Origin of the sequence: Roseomonas elaeocarpi (assembly GCF_042433915.1) — a bacterium.
Taxonomy (GTDB): Bacteria; Pseudomonadota; Alphaproteobacteria; order Acetobacterales; family Acetobacteraceae; genus Roseomonas; species Roseomonas elaeocarpi.
This window is the reverse complement of the sequence record NZ_JBHLUN010000002.1, coordinates 161,430-178,828: the sequence shown is the minus strand read 5'-3', so window position 1 is coordinate 178,828 and position 17,399 is coordinate 161,430. Positions and strand designations below refer to the sequence as shown.

Annotated in this window: 14 protein-coding genes and 1 pseudogene; 9 read left to right on the top strand and 6 right to left on the bottom strand. The window is 68.4% G+C overall.

Annotation, left to right across the window (positions count from 1 at the left end):
- The first annotated feature begins 234 nt into the window (after window positions 1–234).
- From ACFFGY_RS02605 to ACFFGY_RS02590, 4 genes and pseudogenes are all read left to right on the top strand, one after another.
- Window positions 235–1,854: a serine hydrolase gene (locus ACFFGY_RS02605; protein WP_377042813.1), complete on the top strand. Its 1,620-nt coding sequence runs from the start codon at window positions 235–237 to the stop codon at window positions 1,852–1,854.
- Window positions 1,855–1,893: 39 nt separating this feature from the next.
- Complete coding sequence (gene tetH, locus ACFFGY_RS02600) at window positions 1,894–2,631, top strand: thiosulfate dehydrogenase (protein WP_377042812.1); 738 nt, start codon at window positions 1,894–1,896, stop codon at window positions 2,629–2,631.
- A gap of 210 nt (window positions 2,632–2,841) precedes the next feature.
- Window positions 2,842–3,000: a hypothetical protein gene (locus tag ACFFGY_RS02595; RefSeq protein ID WP_377042811.1), complete on the top strand. Its 159-nt coding sequence runs from the start codon at window positions 2,842–2,844 to the stop codon at window positions 2,998–3,000.
- A 12-nt stretch (window positions 3,001–3,012) separates the two neighbouring features.
- A pseudogene (locus ACFFGY_RS02590) lies at window positions 3,013–3,261 on the top strand (cupin domain-containing protein); the annotation flags it as partial.
- 212 nt (window positions 3,262–3,473) lie between these two features.
- Here the strand turns inward: ACFFGY_RS02590 and ACFFGY_RS02585 are convergent.
- The 4 genes from ACFFGY_RS02585 to ACFFGY_RS02570 form a co-directional block, all read right to left on the bottom strand.
- On the bottom strand, window positions 3,474–4,307 hold the full coding sequence (locus tag ACFFGY_RS02585; RefSeq protein ID WP_377043199.1) for an alpha/beta fold hydrolase: 834 nt from the start codon (window positions 4,305–4,307) through the stop codon (window positions 3,474–3,476).
- Window positions 4,308–4,669: 362 nt separating this feature from the next.
- Window positions 4,670–5,674: a dicarboxylate transporter/tellurite-resistance protein TehA gene (tehA, locus tag ACFFGY_RS02580; protein ID WP_377042810.1), complete on the bottom strand. Its 1,005-nt coding sequence runs from the start codon at window positions 5,672–5,674 to the stop codon at window positions 4,670–4,672.
- Window positions 5,675–5,682: 8 nt separating this feature from the next.
- Window positions 5,683–6,414 (bottom strand): cysteine hydrolase, encoded by a 732-nt coding sequence (locus tag ACFFGY_RS02575; protein WP_377042809.1) that lies wholly within the window; start codon window positions 6,412–6,414, stop codon window positions 5,683–5,685.
- Between the two features lie 272 nt (window positions 6,415–6,686).
- Window positions 6,687–7,589, bottom strand: a complete 903-nt coding sequence (locus ACFFGY_RS02570) for a GlxA family transcriptional regulator (protein WP_377042808.1) — start codon at window positions 7,587–7,589, stop codon at window positions 6,687–6,689.
- A gap of 286 nt (window positions 7,590–7,875) precedes the next feature.
- On the opposite strand from ACFFGY_RS02570, the gene ACFFGY_RS02565 reads away from it, so the two are divergent.
- The gene (locus tag ACFFGY_RS02565; RefSeq protein WP_377042807.1) at window positions 7,876–9,132 is read left to right on the top strand and encodes an MFS transporter; all 1,257 of its coding nucleotides are present in this window, start codon (window positions 7,876–7,878) and stop codon (window positions 9,130–9,132) included.
- 31 nt (window positions 9,133–9,163) lie between these two features.
- Window positions 9,164–12,019, top strand: a complete 2,856-nt coding sequence (locus tag ACFFGY_RS02560; protein ID WP_377042806.1) for an ATP-binding protein — start codon at window positions 9,164–9,166, stop codon at window positions 12,017–12,019.
- A gap of 35 nt (window positions 12,020–12,054) precedes the next feature.
- Here ACFFGY_RS02560 and ACFFGY_RS02555 read toward each other — a convergent pair whose 3' ends face one another.
- Window positions 12,055–12,633, bottom strand: coding sequence for a helix-turn-helix domain-containing protein (locus ACFFGY_RS02555; protein ID WP_377042805.1), 579 nt, complete (start codon window positions 12,631–12,633; stop codon window positions 12,055–12,057).
- Between the two features lie 334 nt (window positions 12,634–12,967).
- On the opposite strand from ACFFGY_RS02555, the gene ACFFGY_RS02550 reads away from it, so the two are divergent.
- The 3 genes from ACFFGY_RS02550 to ACFFGY_RS02540 are packed head-to-tail and all read left to right on the top strand — an operon-like array spanning window position 12,968 to window position 16,045.
- On the top strand, window positions 12,968–13,420 hold the full coding sequence (locus tag ACFFGY_RS02550; RefSeq protein WP_377042804.1) for a (2Fe-2S)-binding protein: 453 nt from the start codon (window positions 12,968–12,970) through the stop codon (window positions 13,418–13,420).
- 22 nt (window positions 13,421–13,442) lie between these two features.
- Window positions 13,443–15,677: a xanthine dehydrogenase family protein molybdopterin-binding subunit gene (locus ACFFGY_RS02545; protein WP_377043197.1), complete on the top strand. Its 2,235-nt coding sequence runs from the start codon at window positions 13,443–13,445 to the stop codon at window positions 15,675–15,677.
- Entirely contained in the window at window positions 15,677–16,045 is a 369-nt protein-coding gene (locus tag ACFFGY_RS02540) for a c-type cytochrome (RefSeq protein ID WP_377042803.1), read from the top strand. The genes ACFFGY_RS02545 and ACFFGY_RS02540 overlap by 1 nt, the downstream gene beginning before the upstream one ends.
- Before the next feature lie 219 nt (window positions 16,046–16,264).
- On the opposite strand, the gene ACFFGY_RS02535 is transcribed toward ACFFGY_RS02540, so the two are convergent.
- The gene (locus tag ACFFGY_RS02535) at window positions 16,265–17,206 is read right to left on the bottom strand and encodes a beta/alpha barrel domain-containing protein (protein WP_377042802.1); all 942 of its coding nucleotides are present in this window, start codon (window positions 17,204–17,206) and stop codon (window positions 16,265–16,267) included.
- Window positions 17,207–17,399 lie beyond the last annotated feature (193 nt).

Genomic DNA, 17,399 nt, shown 5'->3' with positions numbered 1-17,399 from the left:
CCGGCCAGTCGGTGATCAGCCACCGGCGGCCGGAAGCCCTTTACACAGGTGGTCGGACGCCGATCACCTGCTGCCATCTCCGATGTCGCGACGCGCGCGGGTCCTGCGGCTCCATTCGTGGCACAGTCGAGGAGGTGGCATTGTTGTCCAAGCCACCGCCGTTCGTTCCGTCCAACCTGCGGGCACGAGAGCTTCTTCGGGAGCGCCCGGGAAACGAACAGCAAAGGCTACATCATGAAACTCGCTCACACCATGCTCGCGCTTGCCATGGCCACCACGGCGCTGTCGCCGGTCAACACCGTGCTTGCCCAGACGCAAGCCGAATCCGGTCTGCCCATCATCCGCGGTGAGGCGAGGCTTCAAGATCGTGGCGCATATATCGACCAACTGGTTGCCGACTTCATCGCGGCGCATCAGCTGCCAGGTCTCACGATGGCGATCGTGCAGGCACCCTACATTCCGCGTTCGGCCGGCTACGGCAAGACCAGCCTCGACCACGACGAGCTCGCCTCCACCCGCACCCTGTGGAATGTCGGGCCGATCACCCAGGCCTTCACGGCGGTCGCAGTGATGCAGCTGAAGGAGCGCGGAAAGTTGCGGCTCGAGGACCAGATCGGCAGCATCATCGAGGATTTGCCGGCTGCCTGGCGCCGGGTCACGCTGTTGCAGCTGATGCAGCACAGCTCCGGCATTCCCGACTATCGTGACCAGCTCGATCAGAATCGTCGCTACGCACCCCGCGAACTGATCGACCTCGTTGCCGGCAAGCCGCTGCTGTTCGAGCGCGGGACGGAGGTGCGGCTCAGCGCCACGGACTCCACGCTGCTGGCTATGGTCGTCGAGCGCGTCAGCGGGATGAGCTACCATGACTTCGTGTGGAAAAATCAGATCGAGCCCGAAGGCCTGACGGCGACCATGTTCGCGAACGACATCGCCGACAAGGCCGCGGTTGACCGGCCGGTTCCGACGCCGGTTCACGACAACCAGCACGCGCGCTTCAAGTCCGATGCCCGCTTTATCAACCCGGTCGAGCCGGCGACGGGCTATCGGTCGGTGGACGGGCGCATGGCTGCCGTCGCACCGGAGACGTCGGCAAACCTGTTCGGCTTCGGTGATCTCTGGTCCTCGGCCGAGGACATCAGCAAGTGGGACATTGCCCTCGCCGGCTCCACCCTCATCAGGGACCCGGCCGACCGGGACGTGGTTTACAAGCCCGCCAGGCTCACCAATGGCACCGTGGTGCCTGCCATGGCGGGATGGGAATTCACGCACCATCCCGGCTTCATGGAGGTGAAGGGCAGCGCGCCAGGTTTCAGCGCCTATCTCAGCCGCTTCACGGAATCGGCCGAGCTGGTCTGCGTGACCCTGCTGACCAACAAGGAAGGCGTGGATCTCACGGTGCTCGCCCGCGACATCGCCGCCGCCTACAAGGATGACCTGGGACCGCTTGCCGCCGACCGGGACATGGTCGCGCAGGAAAGCAAGTTTGGCGTCACGGAAACGGTGTCGCGGATCAAGGCCGGGCTCACCGCTGCCAACGTGCCGGTCTTCGCCACCGTCGACCACGCGGCCAATGCGCGAGGCGTCGGCGAGACACTGCGCGCCACGACGGTGATCACTTTCGGCAGCCCCAAGGTGGGCACCAGGCTGATGCAGGAAGACCAGACGATCGGCCTCGACCTGCCAATGCGCGTCCTGGTCTGGGAGGATGCGATGGGGCGCAGCTGGATCGGTCATTCCGACCTCGGCGCCCTGGCCGAACGCCACGGTATCAAGGACCCTGCCACCATCGCGGCGATGGGCAGGGCGATGGACAGCATCGTCGGCCGTGCCGCCAATGTTTACGCCTACTGAGTGGAGGCAGTAATGGTCAACCTGTCCCGACGTTCAGCATTGCTGGGGCTCGGCGGCGCGGGAGCTCTCGTTGCCGCAACGGAGATGGGACCGGCCTTCGCGGCCGGTCAGAACGGCCCAGCGCTGGAGAAGCTTTCGCGCGAGCTCGCCGCCGCGCCCCGCCGCCGCGGCTTCACCGCCGTTCCCTTCATGATCGACCAGCCGGATCTGTGGGACCACGAGGCCTCGGCCCTGCTGCTCAATTACGGAGGTGGACCGAAGCAGCTCTGGGAGTGCAGCGACATTGGCGCGGCCTGGCCAAACCTCATGCGGGAGTCGCTCAACGGGCAGGTTTTCGCGCACGGTCATCCGGACTTCCTGGAGATCTCGGCGACGCACGGCACCGCCCACCTTGCCTTGTTCAGCCAGGTGATGTGGGACAAGTACGGCCTCGCCGCCGGCACGCGCGGCCAGTTCAGCCGGAACGACCTCATCCTGGAGCGGCCCGGCGTATCGGCAATGGATGACCGGCAGAAGACTGACGGCTTCTACGGCCCGGGCAACAACAACATCGTGTCGTTGCAGAGGCGCGGCGTCGTGTTCGTGGCTTGCCATGATTCGATCCACGCCATTGCCCGCGGCATCCAGGCCGCTTCCGGCGCGGAGGGGCCCGGCGCGGATGTCGTCGCGGCCGACCTGACCAACAACCTCATCCCCGGGGTGGTGCTGGTGCCCAGCGTGGTTGCCTACCTGGTGGAGGCGCAGCGCGCCGGATTCACCTACGCCAAGGCCGCCTGACGCGCCGCGGCGTCACTGCACGCGCCGCGGTGAGCCGGCCCGGGGCGCAGCGTCGGGGCCGTCACGCCGCTGCCGCAGGACCGGCCTGGCGCCAACCGCATGCCGGAGCATGACGAGGCGAGCTGCTCACGGAGCAATCCTTCAAATGGCCGAACGCGCGCCTGCGCAATCCTTTCCGTGCGACATCCGCTGACCAGGAAGGGACGATCCGTGTCCGACACCACATCTCACGGGCGTTTCGACGTCGGGGCGATTATGCGCAGCTTCCCCGAAACGGCGGACACGCTGCTCGTCGACCAGTACCTCACGCGCGAGGACGCGGCGAGCGCGCGGGTGTCCCGCGTGTATCACGGCACGCCGCCGCATTAACACGCGGGCTGCGACGAATACCTCTACGTGTTGTCCGGGCGCGGCACCTTCTGGATGGAAAGCAAGGACAGCCAGGCCGAATTCTGGCCGAACCAGCTGCTGTTCTTCCGACGGGGAACCGTGCATGCGCTGCCCGACATCCTGGAGGGACCGGTTGTCTTCCTGTCCGTCGACACGCCGCGGCGCGACCCGGCGGACATCGTGTTCGTCGACCCGGCCGATGGTTCACCGGAAAGCTTCATCAGCCAGCGGGTTGCGTGAGCCGTTTCGGCGCGGGGTGCGTCGCGCTCCTTTCAGAGGAGCCGCGCCGGAATCGCCGCCTTGCACCAGCAGGGCTAAACCCCTGCCGGTGCCCCGGCGCCGCATGGTCCGGCAACGGGGCGGCCCGTTCCGGGGGTGGCCCAACTGGCCGTGCCGCGTGGAGCCGTGGCAGGGGCCGCTTCCCTGACCGGGAGCAGCCCTCGCGCGAAAACTCAGCCTTTGATGAAGGCGAGTAGGTCGGCGTTGATCACCTCTGCATGGGTGGTGGCCATGCCGTGCGGGAAGCCCGGGTAGGTCTTCAGCGTGCCGTGCTTCAGCAGCTTGACCGACAGCTGCGCCGAGTCCGCGATCGGCACGATCTGGTCGTCCTCGCCGTGCATCACGAGGGTCGGCACTTGGATGCGCTTCAGGTCCTCGGTAAAGTCGGTTTCGGAAAAAGCTTTGATGCAGTCGTAGTGCGCCTTGGCGCTGCCGATCATGCCCTGCCGCCACCAGTTGTCCACCACGCCGGGGATGGCTTCGACGCCCGGGCGGTTGAAGCCGTAGAAGGGGCCGGCCGGCACGTCGCGGTAGAACTGGGCGCGGTTGGCGGCCAGCGCCTTGCGGAAGCCGTCGAACACCTCGATTGGCAGGCCGCCAGGGTTCTTCTCGGACTTCACCATGACGGGCGGCACGGCGCCGATCAGCACGGCCTTGGCCACGCGCCCGTTGCCGCCGTGCCGCGCCACGTAGCGCGCTACCTCGCCGCCGCCGGTGGAGTGGCCGACATGGATCGCGCCCTTAAGGTCGAGATGCGCGGCAAGCGCTGCGACATCGGCGGCGTAGGTGTCCATCTCGTTGCCGCGGTCGGTCTGGCTGGAACGGCCGTGGCCGCGCCGGTCATGGGCGATGACCCGGAAGCCGTGCTGCAGGAAGAACAGCATCTGCGCGTCCCAGTCGTCACTGCTCAGCGGCCAGCCGTGATGGAAGACGATCGGCGTGCCGGTGCCCCAGTCCTTGTAGAAGATCCGGGTGCCGTCCTGCGTGGTGATGGTGTCGCTGCTCATGCTCATGCGTCCTTCGCTGTGGGTGGCGCCCGGGTTGGCGCCGTGGCTGGGTTGGACCGTTCGCGGGCTAGTCTGCGCCGGAACCGTGACCGGGAAGGTCAGGGCCGCGACGGCACCAACCCCGGCCAGGATCGCGTCGCGCCGCGTAGTCCTGGCGGGTGTGATGTCCTTCTCGCTCATGTCGGTCCTCCTGAGACGGCGCCGTCCAGCGGCAGGGCAGGCATATGCCGTTCCCGCGCGGTGATCTTGAACGGATTGGCCCCCGTCACAGGCAGACGCGAACAATGCGCTGCCCGCCCCATCTACCAGATGGCAGGCAGCGGACCGCTGCGCCGATGGTCCGGCGGCGCGAAGCACCGGCGTTACGGTGCGGCGGGAGGGGGCTGTCCGTCCGGCAGCCTGGCTGGGTGCAGCGGCCGCTGCTCGAGCTTCAGCCCACCGCGGAACAGCAGCAGCAGCGTGCCGGCCATCAGCAGCCCGATGGCGATGTTGGCACCGAGGAAAAGCACCGGCGCCAGCGTGGCAACGGCCCCATCGTCGCCACGCCCCACCATGATCAGGGCGGCGTTCGCCAGGGCCGTGACGCCGAAGCTGAAGGCCCAGTAAGACGGCGCGAAGGGTTGCTGCCGGATCCAAGGCAGCAGCCGCAGGAGCAGCAGCGCCTGCAGCAGCCCGTAGCCGAGCAGCGCGTGCGCCACCAGGTCAGGTGGCCCCGCGGTGACGGAAAGGTAGCACACCGCTCCTACCACCGGCGGCGCCAGCTGGATGCCCAGGGTGGGCCGCAGGGCGGCCGGCATGACGGGACCGTGGTACAGGCGGTGGAGCAGCACGGACTCGATCGCCAGCCAGGAGAAGAGCCCCGCTCCGAAGGCGAGCTGTCCCCAGTCCGTGAAGCCGAGTGCCGCGGCACCCGTGCCGGTGACGAAGGAACCCGCCACCGCCGGCAGGTAGAGGATCGCTGTGGTGGCGCCGGCCTCGCGCTCGCCCTGCCAGAGCTGGCCGGAGCGCCAGAGGGCGAAGAGGAGGGTGACGGCGGCACCCGCCGCGTAGAGCACGGTGGCCAGGGCCTGGGAGAGCGGCAGGAGGGCCGCGGCGACGAGCATCGTGGCAACGCCCGTCAGCCCTGCGAAGCAGCACTGTACGGGATGGGCGATCTCCGCCCGCGCGGCGTCGCGGGCCAGCAGCCACTTCGCCGCGTAGAGCACAATCAGCACGGCCCAGACGAGCACGCCGAGTGCCAGCAGCACCTCACCGATCACGGCGGGCAGGCCCCAGACCCGGTGCGCCAGGCGCCAGCCACCGCCGAGGCCCACGAGGCCGAGCACCATGCCGAAGAACGAAACGGGGATGAGGGGGAGGGAGCTCATGACCGTTCTCACGCCGCGAGTGGAGAGCGACGGTTCCGCGACAGCCGCTCCACCGCCTCGTCGGTGAACCACAGGGCATTGGCGAACCAGCGGAAGTTGGTCAGGGCGGCGAGGTAGCCATCGCCTTCCGGGATCTTGCCCGCCGCGGTGGCGTCGCGCACCACCGCCACCTCGAAGCCTTTCTCCACGAGGTCGCGCAGGTGGGATTCGACGCAGAAGTTCGCGGCCATGCCAGCGAGGATCACCTGATCGATCCGCTGCTTCCGAAGCTGGAACACCACGTCGTTGGTTTGCGGACCGGCGATCTTGTGGGGCGAGCAGACGATCGTTTCGCCGTCTTGGATGTACGCCTTGAACTCCGGCATCCAGTCCGCACCCGAACCGTCGAAACCTTCGAGTGAGAGGGGATCGCGGCGGTCGAACATGTGCAGCCGGTGCATTAGGGTCTCGCCGGTGGCGGCAAAGTTCCAGCGGTGGTCGAAGGGATAGTAGTAGTGCGGCGAGATCACCACGGGGATCGCGGCGCGCTTGGCCGCCTCGAACAGCCGGCCGAGATTCTCCACGGTGCGGTGCTCGGTCACGCTCTCGCCGAAGACGCTCCAGGCGGCGCCCTGGGGGCTCAGGAAGTCGATCTGCGGATCGATGACGAGCAGGGCGGTGCGGCCGAGGTCCAGCGACATTTCCACCTTCGGCAGAAGGGGGTGCGGCGGGTCGGCATAGGCCGGGTTCTGCGATGGCATGGAAGGAACCTCCGGTGCGGCGACGATGTTGCGCAGCGTGGTCCCGGCTGTCTGCCTTCTCTTGAAGGATTGTCGGATTTTTGCCCCCGGGTGAGGGTGATGCGGCGTCGGACGTGGTGAGCACGCGGTGGGATGCGGCCCACGGTTGCGGTGCCCGGCCCGGAGTCTTCGCGCACGGCGCGCCTTCGCGACGCGCGCGCGGGAGGCTGGCGAGGCGGGAAGGCGCTCGTTCAGAACTGTGCGCGGGCAGGCCGCCGGCGATATCCGCGGCCCTAGATCACCGCGAGCGGCCCCGCATTGCTCCGGATGGCCTGCGGCGCCTCGCCATAGGTGCGCATGAAGGCGCGTCGCATCCTCTCACGGTTTCCGAAGCCAGCCTCGTGCGCGATCTCCTCGATCGGCAGCCGGCCTTGTTCCAGCAGCAGCCTGGCGGCCTCCAGGCGCAGCGCCTCGATAGCCTTGGACGGTGACGTGCCGGTTTCGGAGCGGAACAGGCGGGTGAACTGCCGTGGGCTGAGCCGGGCAGCGCGGGCAAGCTCCTCGGCGCCCAGGGGCTTGCCGAGATTCGCCTTCGCGTAGGCCAGGGCATCCTGGATACGGTCCGAGCGGGTGGCGAGGTTCAGCAGGGCGGAGTGCTGCGACTGCCCGCCGGCGCGCCGGTGGTACATGACCATGCCCCGCGCCACCGTCCGGGCCAGCTCGGCGCCGTGGTCATCCTCGATCATGCCGACCGCCAGGTCCGAGGCGGCGGACATGCCGGCCGAGGTCCAGATCGACCGGTCCGCGATAAAGATCTTGTCGATGTCGACCTGGCACTTCGGGTAACGCTCCTGGAAGGAGCGGGCGTAGAGCCAGTGCGTCGTGGCGCGGCGACCGTCGAGGAGCCCGGCATCGCCGAGCACGAAGGAAGCCAGGCAGATCGAGGCGAGGCGCCGCGTCGACTTCGCCACGCGCTGCAGGTAGCGAGCGAGCACGGGCGAGGTCGTGGGCACCTCCATCCCGACAGCGATCAGGATCGTGTCGAACCCGCTTTCCTCCAGCGGCCGCGTGGCGACCTCCATCCCGAAAGAGCTTCTGACCGGGCCGCCTTCCTCCGACAGGACATGCAGGTCGTAGAGCATCTCCCCCGCCTCCTTGTTGGCGACCTCGAAGGCGGAAAGGGCAACGAAGCCCATGATCTGGAATCCCGGACAGACCACCAGCCCAACCCTGCGCATACGTCCCTCATGACCCGCCGCCGACACAGTTAACGCGCTGTTTCGAACGGCTGAAAGGGTGTGCGGGCGTGTCACTCCGACGTTCGGCTTCATGGCCGAAAAGGAGGCAAATATGGCCTTTCGGATTTCCGGGTTCAGCTGGTAGGCCAGGTGCCTAACGTTTACGAGAGCGGCATGTTTCCACGAGGTCGTGCGCCAGGCGCCCCCACCGGCATTTCACGGCCGGGAAGGCCGGCGGGCGGCCATGACGTCGGGTGAGGTCCCGGCTAAGCCGGACGGCGGTGAGTTCCGCGCGAGCTGGCCTGTGCTGCTGGCGGCAACCCTGGGCTCCGCAGCCGGGCTGACCTCGCTGCCCTTCTATACCCTCGGCACCTTTATCGGCCCGCTCCAGGCCGAGTTCGCCTGGGGACGGGGGGATATTGCTTCCTCCTACCTCTACACAACCCTTGTTCTGGCGATCATGGCGCCGCTGCTCGGTCTCCTGGCGGACCGGGTGGGCGTGCGGATCGTGACGCTGGTCTCCATCCCGCTCTTCGCCGGATCGCTCTTTCTCCTGAGCCGCTTCTCCGGTTCGCTGATGACGTTTCACCTGATCTTTGCGCTGGCCGCCCTGGTGGGAGGCGGCGCCACGCCGGTGAACTACACCCGCGCGGTGAATGCCTGCTTCCGGCAGTCCCGCGGCCTCGCCCTGGGCATCTCGCTGGCGGGGATCGGCGTGGCCGCCGTCGTGCTCCCGATGCTGCTGGCCGAGGTGAACGCGCGGCACGGCTGGCGGGCGGGTTACCTCCTGCTGGCGGTGCTGGCGCTGGTGCCCTGGCCCTTCGTGCTTCTGGCCCTGCCCAGAGGGGAACGGCGGGACGCGGCCTTGGCGGCGGGCAGCAGTGTGGAGGCGCTGCGCAGCGGGTTGTTCTGGGTCATGGCCCTCGCCTTCTGCGCCGTGGCCGTCGCCGTGTCCGCCCTGATCGTCCATATGACGCCCCTCCTGCGCGACGCCGGGCTGGATGCCATGGCGGCGGCACGGACGACCTCCGTGATCGGGATCGGCGTCCTGGTGGGGCGGATCCTCGCGGGCTACGTGGTGGACCGGTTCTTCGCACCGTACGTGGCGGCAGTGATGTTCGCGGCCGCGGCCGGCGGCTGCGCGCTGCTCGCGCTGGGAGGCGTCGCCATGGCGCCGGTGGCAGCGCTGATGATCGGCCTTTCCCTGGGGGCCGAGGTGGATCTGATGGCCTACCTCACCGCGCGCTACTTCGGGATGAACCGCTACGCCTTCCTGTACGGGATCATCTACGCGCTGTTCAGCCTCGGGGGCGCCATAGGTCCCGCACTGGCCGGCGTCAGCTTCGACGCGACCGGCGGGTATGCGGCGGTTCTCTGGGGCGTCATCCTGCTGCTGCTGGCCGCAGCGGTCGCGCTCGGCAGGCTGCCACGCTTCGGGCAGGTTCCGCTGACCTCCGAGGCCATAGGCGGGATCGTCCCAGCCCACGGCACAGCCGACTGAGGCGCGGGTCACCGTGCAGCAGGAAGCCCAGGTGAGGGAGGCAACGCTGCCTCCACAGTCCCAGCGTTCGCTGGCAGCTGGCTCCGTCACGATCGACCTGGAAGGGCGGCAGGCGCTGGAAGCCGGCCAGCCCCTGCAGCTGGGAAGCCGGGCCTTCGACATCCTGGCCCTCCTCGTGGAACACGCCGGCGAGGTCGTGTCCAAGGAGGAGATCTTCCGACGCGTTTGGGGCGACCTGCACGTCGAGGAAGCGAACCTCCGCGTGCACGTCACGGCGCTGCGCAAAGCGCTGGGCGACGGGCAGGGGGAACGCCGCTTCATCGTCAACGTTCCTGGGCGAGGCTACAGCTTCGTGGGCGCCGCGGCGCCGCAGGTCGTGCCACCGCCGGCGGCCCCGGCTGAGGCCACGAAATCTCGGGGATTGCGGGCGCCGCCGCGACAGCGCACGCGCGTGGTCGGCCGCGACGCGCTGGTGGCCGACCTCGCGAAGAACCTGCTGCTGCGCAGGTTCATCTCCATTGTCGGCCCGGGCGGCATGGGAAAGACCACCGTGGCCCTCGCGGTCGCGGCGGTGCTGGAGCGGGAGTTTCCCGGAGCCATCGCCTTCGTCGATCTCGCGTCACTGCAGGATCCGCGGATGGTGCAGAGCGCGGTCGCCGGTGCGCTGAACCTGCCGATCCGTTCCGACAACGAGAGCGAGAGCATCGTCAGGGCGCTGGAAGAAACGCGCACGCTGCTGATCTTGGACAACTGCGAGCACGTCATCGACAACGTGGCGCTGCTGGCCGAGCTCATCCACGCACGGGCGCCGGAGGTCTATCTCCTCGCCACCACGCGCGAGCCGCTGCGCGTGGCGGGCGAGCACGTCCACCGCCTCGCCGCGCTGGCCAGCCCGCCGCCCGCTGAGGCCATCACGGCGGCCGAAGTCGCGGCCTATCCCGCTGCGGAGCTCTTCATCGAGCGCGCCTCGGCCCAGGCCGGCGGCTTCGCGCTGAGCGACGACAGCGCGGCGGCCGTGTCCGAGATCTGCCGTCGCCTCGACGGGCTGGCCCTTGCCATCGAGTTGGCGGCGGGCCGGATCGACTCCTTCGGCGTGAAGGGCTTGGCGAAGCGACTCGATCAGCGCTTCGAGGTGCTCAATCGGGGCCGGCGGACGGCACTTCCACGGCAGCAGACGCTGCGCATGACCCTGGACTGGAGTCACGACCTCCTGCTCGACACCGAAAAGGTCCTGTTGCGCCGCTTAAGCGTTTTCGCCGGATCCTTCACCTTCGAGGCGGCGCAGGCCGTGGCCTGCGGAACGGACATCCCGACCGCCGACCGCATCGAACACCTCGCCGACCTCGTGCTGAAGTCGCTGGTCGTCGCCGAGAGCGTCGCAGATGGCGTGCGCTACCGCCTGCTGGACACGACGCGGGCCTACGCGCTGGAGCGGCTGGCCGAGCACGGCGAGGCGCCGATGTTCGTGCGGCATCACGCCCTGCATTTCCTGCAGGTGCTCGAGCAGGCGATCAGGGATCGACCCGACGAAACGATGCTGGGCTTCCGCCCGGACCTGGACAATGTCCGGGCCGCCCTGAATTGGGCGTTCTCGGACGAGGGTGAGGCGGCGGTGGCGGTGCGCCTGGCCAGCGCCTCCGCCTTCCTGTTCATCGACCACTCGCTCCTCGCCGAGTGCGCGACCTGGACGGCGCGTGCCCTGGAGATCCTGCCGGAGGCCGAGCGCGGCTCGCACCGGGAGATGGAGCTGAGCACGAGCTACGCCATGCCGCTGCTTTTCACGCGCGGCAATCTCGAAGAGGTGCGAGTGGCGCTCGAGCGCGCGCTTTCCCTCGCCGAGGCACTCGGGGACGCGGCCTACCAAGCGAGGACGCTGGACGGACTCTTCACCTTCCACCTGCGCGGCGGGCATTTCCGTTCCATGTTCACCGTTGGCCGGCAGGCCGAGGCGCTGGAGCGCGCCCGTGACCTGCCTAGTCAGGGCGGTGCCGATTGGATGCTGGGCCTCGCACACCATTTCGCCGGGAATCACCGGAAAACGCGCGAGCATCTGGAGCGGGCGATCGTGACGCTGCCCCGCAAGCGCTCCGTCGACGTGCTGCGGATGGGTGTGGACCAGCGGGTGAACGTGGGCAATGCGCTGGCGCGTTCCCTATGGATGCAGGGCTTCGCGGACCGGGCGCGCGTGGTCGCGGCGCGGAACGTGGAGGAAGCCGAAGCGTTCGGCGACCCTGTCACCCTGGCCGTCGCGCTGATGTGGACGTTGCCGATAGCGCTCTGGTCGGGCGAAATCGAAGTGGCGGAGCAGTGGCTGGCACGATTGATCGAGTGTTCCGCGCGCGGCGGGCTGACGCCGTCACGCTTCGCCGCGCAGGGTTTCCAAGTTGCGGTCGCGATCCACCGGGGCGATCCGGCGGCGGGTTTGACCTTGCTGGAGGAAAGCATCGCCAGGCTGCGCGGCGTCAACAGCCGCCTCTATGAGGTGGTGCTGCTGACGCACCTGGCCGAGGGACTGACCGCGGCGGGACGTCATTGTGAAGCGCTCCTCGCCATCGAGGAGGCACTGGCCGCCGTGGAAGCGCGGGGCGAGACCGTTTACACGCCTAACCTCCTGCACCTGAAGGCGGAGGTCATGCTTGCCGGTGGTTCGGAGAGGGCACTGGCCGAGGCCGTCCTGCTCGAGGCGCTAGACTGGGCGCGGCGCCAGGGCGCGATGGCTTATGAGCTGCGGATCCTGATGAGCCTCGTGAGCCTGCATGCGGGCCAGGAGCGCGCCGCCGAGATGGCGGCGGAGATGCGCGCGCTCCATGGCCGCTTCAGCGAAGGCTTTGACACGGCGGACCTCCGCCGCGCGGCGGAAATCCTGGAGCGGGGCGCCTCCGCTTAGGGATTGCTCCGCAGCGGGGGCTAAGACTTCGCTCTTCACGCGGCCATGGCCTGGGGCGCGGTGCCGGCGGCGCGGGCGTGACGGCGCCAGGCACTGGGCGTGCAGTCAACCTGACGACGGAACAGGCGGGAAAGATGCGCCTGATCGGAAAGGCCGCAGGCCACTGCAATCTCCGCCAGCGGCTCGTTCGTGTCGAGCATCATGGCCTTGGCGCGCGCGATGCGCCGTTCCATGACGAAGGCGTGCGGCGAGTTGCCGAAGTTCGTTCCGAAGGCGCGGGAAAAGAAGCTGCGGCTCAGCTTCGCCACCGCCGCCATGTCCGTCACGGAAACGCTCTCGTGCAGATGCTCCTCCACGAAGGCGCGCACCCGCTTTTCCTGCCATGGTGCCAGGCTGGCGCCGCCGCGTGACGGTGTGGGCACCGTGTTACGCGGCAAGGTCGTCGTGACCATGGCACTGGCCCAGTCTTGCGCCGGCGTCAGGATCGGGGCGGCGTGGCCGGGGCGGTGCTGCCGCCCATCCAAGAGTCCGGCGACACCGCCCATCTGCCTGGCGGGGATGAAGCGGCGGCCGGAGACGATATCGGATGGGGCGGTCAGGGTCGTGGTCTGCATGGGAGGAGCCTTTCCTGCTCGGGTCCGCTCTCGGTGGCCGTTCTCGGCCTGTGCGTCCCGTGGCCCTCCTCATGGGGCGCACAGCCTCCTTAACGTGAGTAAAGCGATGTAAATCCGCGCGCCTTACGCCCAACGGCGGAGGCTCGCCGGCACTTCCGCTTAACACTAGGAGCAGAGTCCGGGGCGGTGCAGAACGCGCGGCGGGAGCAGCCGAAACGACAAGCCGCCCTCCTCTAGCCGGCCCTAGCCTGGCCACGTCACCGCTTCCCTCTCCCGCGCGGCGCCGTGCCACGGCCGCTCGTGCGACGGCTTCTCGTTTCCCTTCGGAGGTTGCATGATCGAACTGACCATCAACGGTGTCGCCCGACAGGTCGACGTCGAAGGCGACACGCCGCTTCTCTGGGTGATCCGTGACACGCTCGGGATGACCGGAACCAAGTACGGCTGCGGCATCGCCCAGTGCGGCGCCTGCTCCGTGCTGCTTGACGGTCAGGCCACGCGATCCTGCGTCATGCCGGTGGAGAGCGCGGTCGGCGCCCAGATCACCACCATCGAAGCCATTGAAAGGCATCCGGCGGGCAGGAAGATCGTGGAGGCCTGGGTCAGCGGGCAGGTTCCGCAATGCGGCTATTGCCAGTCCGGTCAGGTGATCGCTGCCACGGCGCTGCTGGGACAGACGCCGAAGCCCACGGAGGACGACATCGCCGCGGCGATGACGAATCTCTGCCGCTGCGGCACCTACAACAGCATCGCGGACGCCATCCGGCACGCCGCCACCGCCGCCTGAGGAAAAGACCGAGGTGGACCGCATGATCCCTCCCTTCGCGCGCGATGCGGCCAAGTCGCTCTCGACGGTTTCCCCGCTCCCGTCCTTGTCACGGCGCAGCCTGGGCGCAGGCCTCGGCGCGCTGATCCTCGGTGCCGTCCTGCCCGGGCGCATGGCGCGGGCGCAGGGTGAGGGAGCGGCCGCTGCCGCGCCGCGTCCCGGCACGCGCGTGAAGGCCTTCCTGGAGATCCACGCGGACGGACGCGTGCGGCTGCTCAGTCCCTTCGTGGAGGGCGGTCAGGGCATCGCCACCGCCATGGCGCAGATCGTGGGCGAGGAACTGGACGTCGATCCCGCGCGCTTCGAGGTGGAATGCGCTCCGCCGGGCACCGACTACCTCGTGGTCAACGGGACGCGCATGACCGGCGGCTCCTTTTCCACACGCTCCTCCTACGAGATCATGCGTCGCCTCGGCGCCACGACGCGCGACCTACTGATCCGTGCCGCCGCGATGCAATGGAAGGTGAAGCCGCAGGAACTGGCGACCGAGAATGGCACGGTGGTGCATCGCCGTTCCGGCCGCCGCCTCGCCTATGGCGCACTGGCTGAGGAGGCAATGGCGCTGACTCCCGGCGAGAATGTGCCGTTGCGTGACCCGAAGACCTTCCGCTACATCGGCAAGCCGGTGGCGCGCCTAGACATGCGCGACAAGTCTACCGGACGGGCGCAATACAGCATCGACATGCGGGTGGACGGCATGCTGCAGGCGGCCGTGCAGCACGCGCCGCGGATCGGCGCTGAGGCCGATAGCCTCGTCAACGAGGATGAGGTGCGCGCCATGCCCGGTGTGCACTCGATCCATAGGTTGAAGGACGCCGTGGCGGTTCTCGGCGACAGCTGGTGGCGCGCACGTCGGGCGGTGGAGACGCTGCGGGTGAACTGGTCCGCGGGCCAGGGTGGCGTGCCGGAGGACTTCTCCTCGGCCGGGATGCTGGCGGCGCTGAAGACCGAGCGCAGTTCCGGGGCACCGGCGGATAGCAGCGGCGACGTGGAAACGGCGCTGCGCGGCGCGGCCAAGGTGATCGAGGCTGAATACGATGCCCCGTACCTCGCCCATGCTCAGCTTGAGCCGCCATCAGCGCTGGCGCGCTTCAATGACGACGGTACGTTGGACCTTTGGCTGCCGAATCAGATGCCGGAACTGTTCCAGGCCGCGGCCGCCAGGACGGCGGGGCTGGAGCCCGCGCAGGTGAAGCTGCATTCGCCGATGCTGGGCGGCTTCTTCGGACGACACTTCATCTACGACTTCGCCAATCCCTTCCACCAGGCGATCCAGCTCGCCAAGGCGGTCAACCGTCCTGTGAAGGTGATCTGGAGCCGCATGGAGGAATTCGTGCGCGACGCGGTGCGCCCGCTGGGCTTCGCACGCTTCAAGGCGGGGCTGGACGCGAACGGTATGCCGGTCGCGCTGCAGGCCGCCGCGGTAGGGGAAGGGCCGATCGGCCGCTACTTCGGTGCGGCGATGGGCAACCCACCCGTCGACTCCTCCATGGTCGAGGGGATCGTCGAGAAGCCCTACGCCATCCCCAATAAGCGGGTGGACTGCGTGAAACATCCCCATCCCACGGTAATCGCCTTCTGGCGCTCGGTCGGTCATTCCATGAACGACTACTTCTACGAGTCCTTTTTCGATGAGATCGCCACGGCCGGGGGCAAGGACCCCTTCGAGCTGCGGATGGCGCTGCTGAAGGACAGCCCGCGTCAGCGCGACCTGCTGCGCGCGGTGGGTGAGCTTTCGGGCGGATGGAAGCGTGGTCCCTTCGTGGCCGATGGCGAGAGGCGCGCCCGCGGCGTCGCCATGGCCACGCCCTTCAACACGGAGGTCGCGACCATTGCCGAAGTCTCGATCCGCGACAACGAGGTGAAGGTGCACGATGTCTGGGTGGCGATCGACCCGGGCTCCATCGTGAATCCCGCGATCATCGCCAACCAAGTGCAGTCGGCGGTGGCGCTCGGCCTGTCCTCCTCGCTGCTGGAGGAGGTGGTCTACGAGAAGGGCGCGCCGCAGGCTCGCAACTTCGACAGCTACCCCATCCTCAGCCGGACGCGGATGCCGCGCGTGCACGTGCGCGTGGTCGAGAGCGGTGCGCCCATGGGGGGCGTCGGCGAGCCCGGCCTGCCCGGCGTGCCGCCCGCCGTGGCCAACGCGGTCGCGGCCCTCACCGGCCAACGGGTCCGCAGTCTGCCCTTCAGCAAAACCCGCTTTGGAGCCGTGTGATGCGAGTGTTACCTTCCTTCCTGTTGCTTGCCGCCACCGTTGTTCCGGCCGCTGCAGCGGATGCCGATCACGGCAAGACGCTGTTTCAGCGGCAATGCGCGGCCTGCCATCAGGTGGCGCAGCCGCGCAATGGTGTGGGACCCTCCTTGCAAGGCGTCGTGGGCCGGCCAGCGGCCAGCGTCCAGGGCTTCACCTATTCTCCCGCGCTGAAGGGCGCGGGGCTGCAATGGACGTCAACGGAGATCGACGCTTACCTGACCAACCCCACTGCGAAGGTGCCGGGAACGCGTATGGCCGTGCGCGTCGCGAGCGATGCCGACCGGGGCGATATCATCGCCTTCCTGCAGCAGAACAGTTCGGCGCCCTGAGGGTGCTTTCATCGGGCGTCGCAGCAGCGGCGCCGACAGGGGGCGATGGCCGGGAGAACCTGATCCGCGTCGGTCGGGTCCGTGCGTCCCGCAGGTCGGATCCGGCGGCCGCAGAATGACCTGTGCGCCAGGGGGTGGGAAAGAGTGAATTCCCACCCGGCCATCATGGCTGCCCGGCCTGATGCTTCTCCTGGAAGGGAGGCGGGGCGGGCCCGCGGTTCAGCTCTTCAGCGCGGTCAGCTGCTCCAGCAGGGTCGGCCCGTCCTGTTCATGCGGGAAGCAGATCGCATCGGCCCAGCGGCTATCGACCAGGGCAACCGCCTGCCGGAGGGAAAAACCGCCCGAGGCGATCACGGGCCAGCGGAAGGCGTGGCGCAGGCGCGCCGCGGCCGCCGTGATCCGTACGCCACCTGCCTTGGGCTCGATCGGCTTCGCGTCGGCCAAGTGAAGAAACGCGATCTCCAAGTCGTTCAGCATGGCCAGCAGGGCGCAGAACGGGTCCATCGCATTGTCGTCCACGGAAGGCGAAAGGCGGACGCCGACACGGTCGCTGCCCCAGGTGTCGATCAGGAGCTGAAGGATCTCCGCCGGGAAGGCGACCGGTTGCTGCGGTGCGGCTTCCCCGGCCGCGGAGTCCTGCCGCGTCACGGCCGAATACGAGGAACCGGGGTCTGGCACAACGCAGCAAAGCTCGATGCCGTCAAACTCCAAGTCTCGCATGGCGGTAGCAAAGGCACCACAGTGCGAAAGCGCTTCCTCCGGTGGGGAGCTGGCTCGCCCTTGCTGTGCTCCTCCAGCGGAGGTTGAGAACAGGGCCTGACTCCCAGGGCACTGCATCCGTGCCACCAGCAGGCCGCCTTCATCGTGGACCGACCGGATGGTGGCTCGCCATGCAGCCTGGGACACCGGGTCCAGGAATGACCAGCGCTCGGACAGTGGGGAGCCGCTCGTGGCCGTCGCCGCCGGCCGCGCCGTGATGGGCGTGCTGATGACGAGGCCACCCGGTGTGGCGAGCCGACGGTAGGAGTCAGCCAACGACACCACGCGTTCCGCAGGACGGGTGCCCGACACGACTTGGTGGCACCCGGCCGACAGCACGGCGCGATGGCCGATCTCGATTCGCCCCAACTCCAGCCGCGTCAGGATTTTCTTAGGCGACATCGTTTTGGTTGTTATCCTGAAGGGCGCATTGTATTCGGCTCGATGCTGTCCGGCGATCCGCCAGGATGATTGGCGGAACGTCTCCTGCCGGACGAGCGCCCCCCACGATCAGGCGCGCGGCGCATGGTAACGGGCAGGTCGCACGCCGTGATCGGCGTTGCTGCGGCGCGCGCTCCCTCCAGGCCTTCGGCTG

Excerpts from the sequence above, each read along its gene's own strand:
- ACFFGY_RS02545 (WP_377043197.1), top strand. The coding sequence starts at position 13,443 with ATGATCCCTCCCTTCGCGCGCGATGCGGCCAAGTCGCTCTCGACGGTT.
- tehA (WP_377042810.1), bottom strand. The coding sequence starts at position 5,674 with ATGAGCTCCCTCCCCCTCATCCCCGTTTCGTTCTTCGGCATGGTGCTC.
- ACFFGY_RS02550 (WP_377042804.1), top strand. The coding sequence starts at position 12,968 with ATGATCGAACTGACCATCAACGGTGTCGCCCGACAGGTCGACGTCGAA.
- ACFFGY_RS02605 (WP_377042813.1), top strand. The coding sequence starts at position 235 with ATGAAACTCGCTCACACCATGCTCGCGCTTGCCATGGCCACCACGGCG.
- ACFFGY_RS02565 (WP_377042807.1), top strand. The coding sequence starts at position 7,876 with ATGACGTCGGGTGAGGTCCCGGCTAAGCCGGACGGCGGTGAGTTCCGC.
- ACFFGY_RS02535 (WP_377042802.1), bottom strand. The coding sequence starts at position 17,206 with ATGTCGCCTAAGAAAATCCTGACGCGGCTGGAGTTGGGGCGAATCGAG.
- ACFFGY_RS02585 (WP_377043199.1), bottom strand. The coding sequence starts at position 4,307 with ATGAGCAGCGACACCATCACCACGCAGGACGGCACCCGGATCTTCTAC.
- ACFFGY_RS02555 (WP_377042805.1), bottom strand. The coding sequence starts at position 12,633 with ATGCAGACCACGACCCTGACCGCCCCATCCGATATCGTCTCCGGCCGC.
- ACFFGY_RS02570 (WP_377042808.1), bottom strand. The coding sequence starts at position 7,589 with ATGGGCTTCGTTGCCCTTTCCGCCTTCGAGGTCGCCAACAAGGAGGCG.
- ACFFGY_RS02540 (WP_377042803.1), top strand. The coding sequence starts at position 15,677 with ATGCGAGTGTTACCTTCCTTCCTGTTGCTTGCCGCCACCGTTGTTCCG.
- ACFFGY_RS02575 (WP_377042809.1), bottom strand. The coding sequence starts at position 6,414 with ATGCCATCGCAGAACCCGGCCTATGCCGACCCGCCGCACCCCCTTCTG.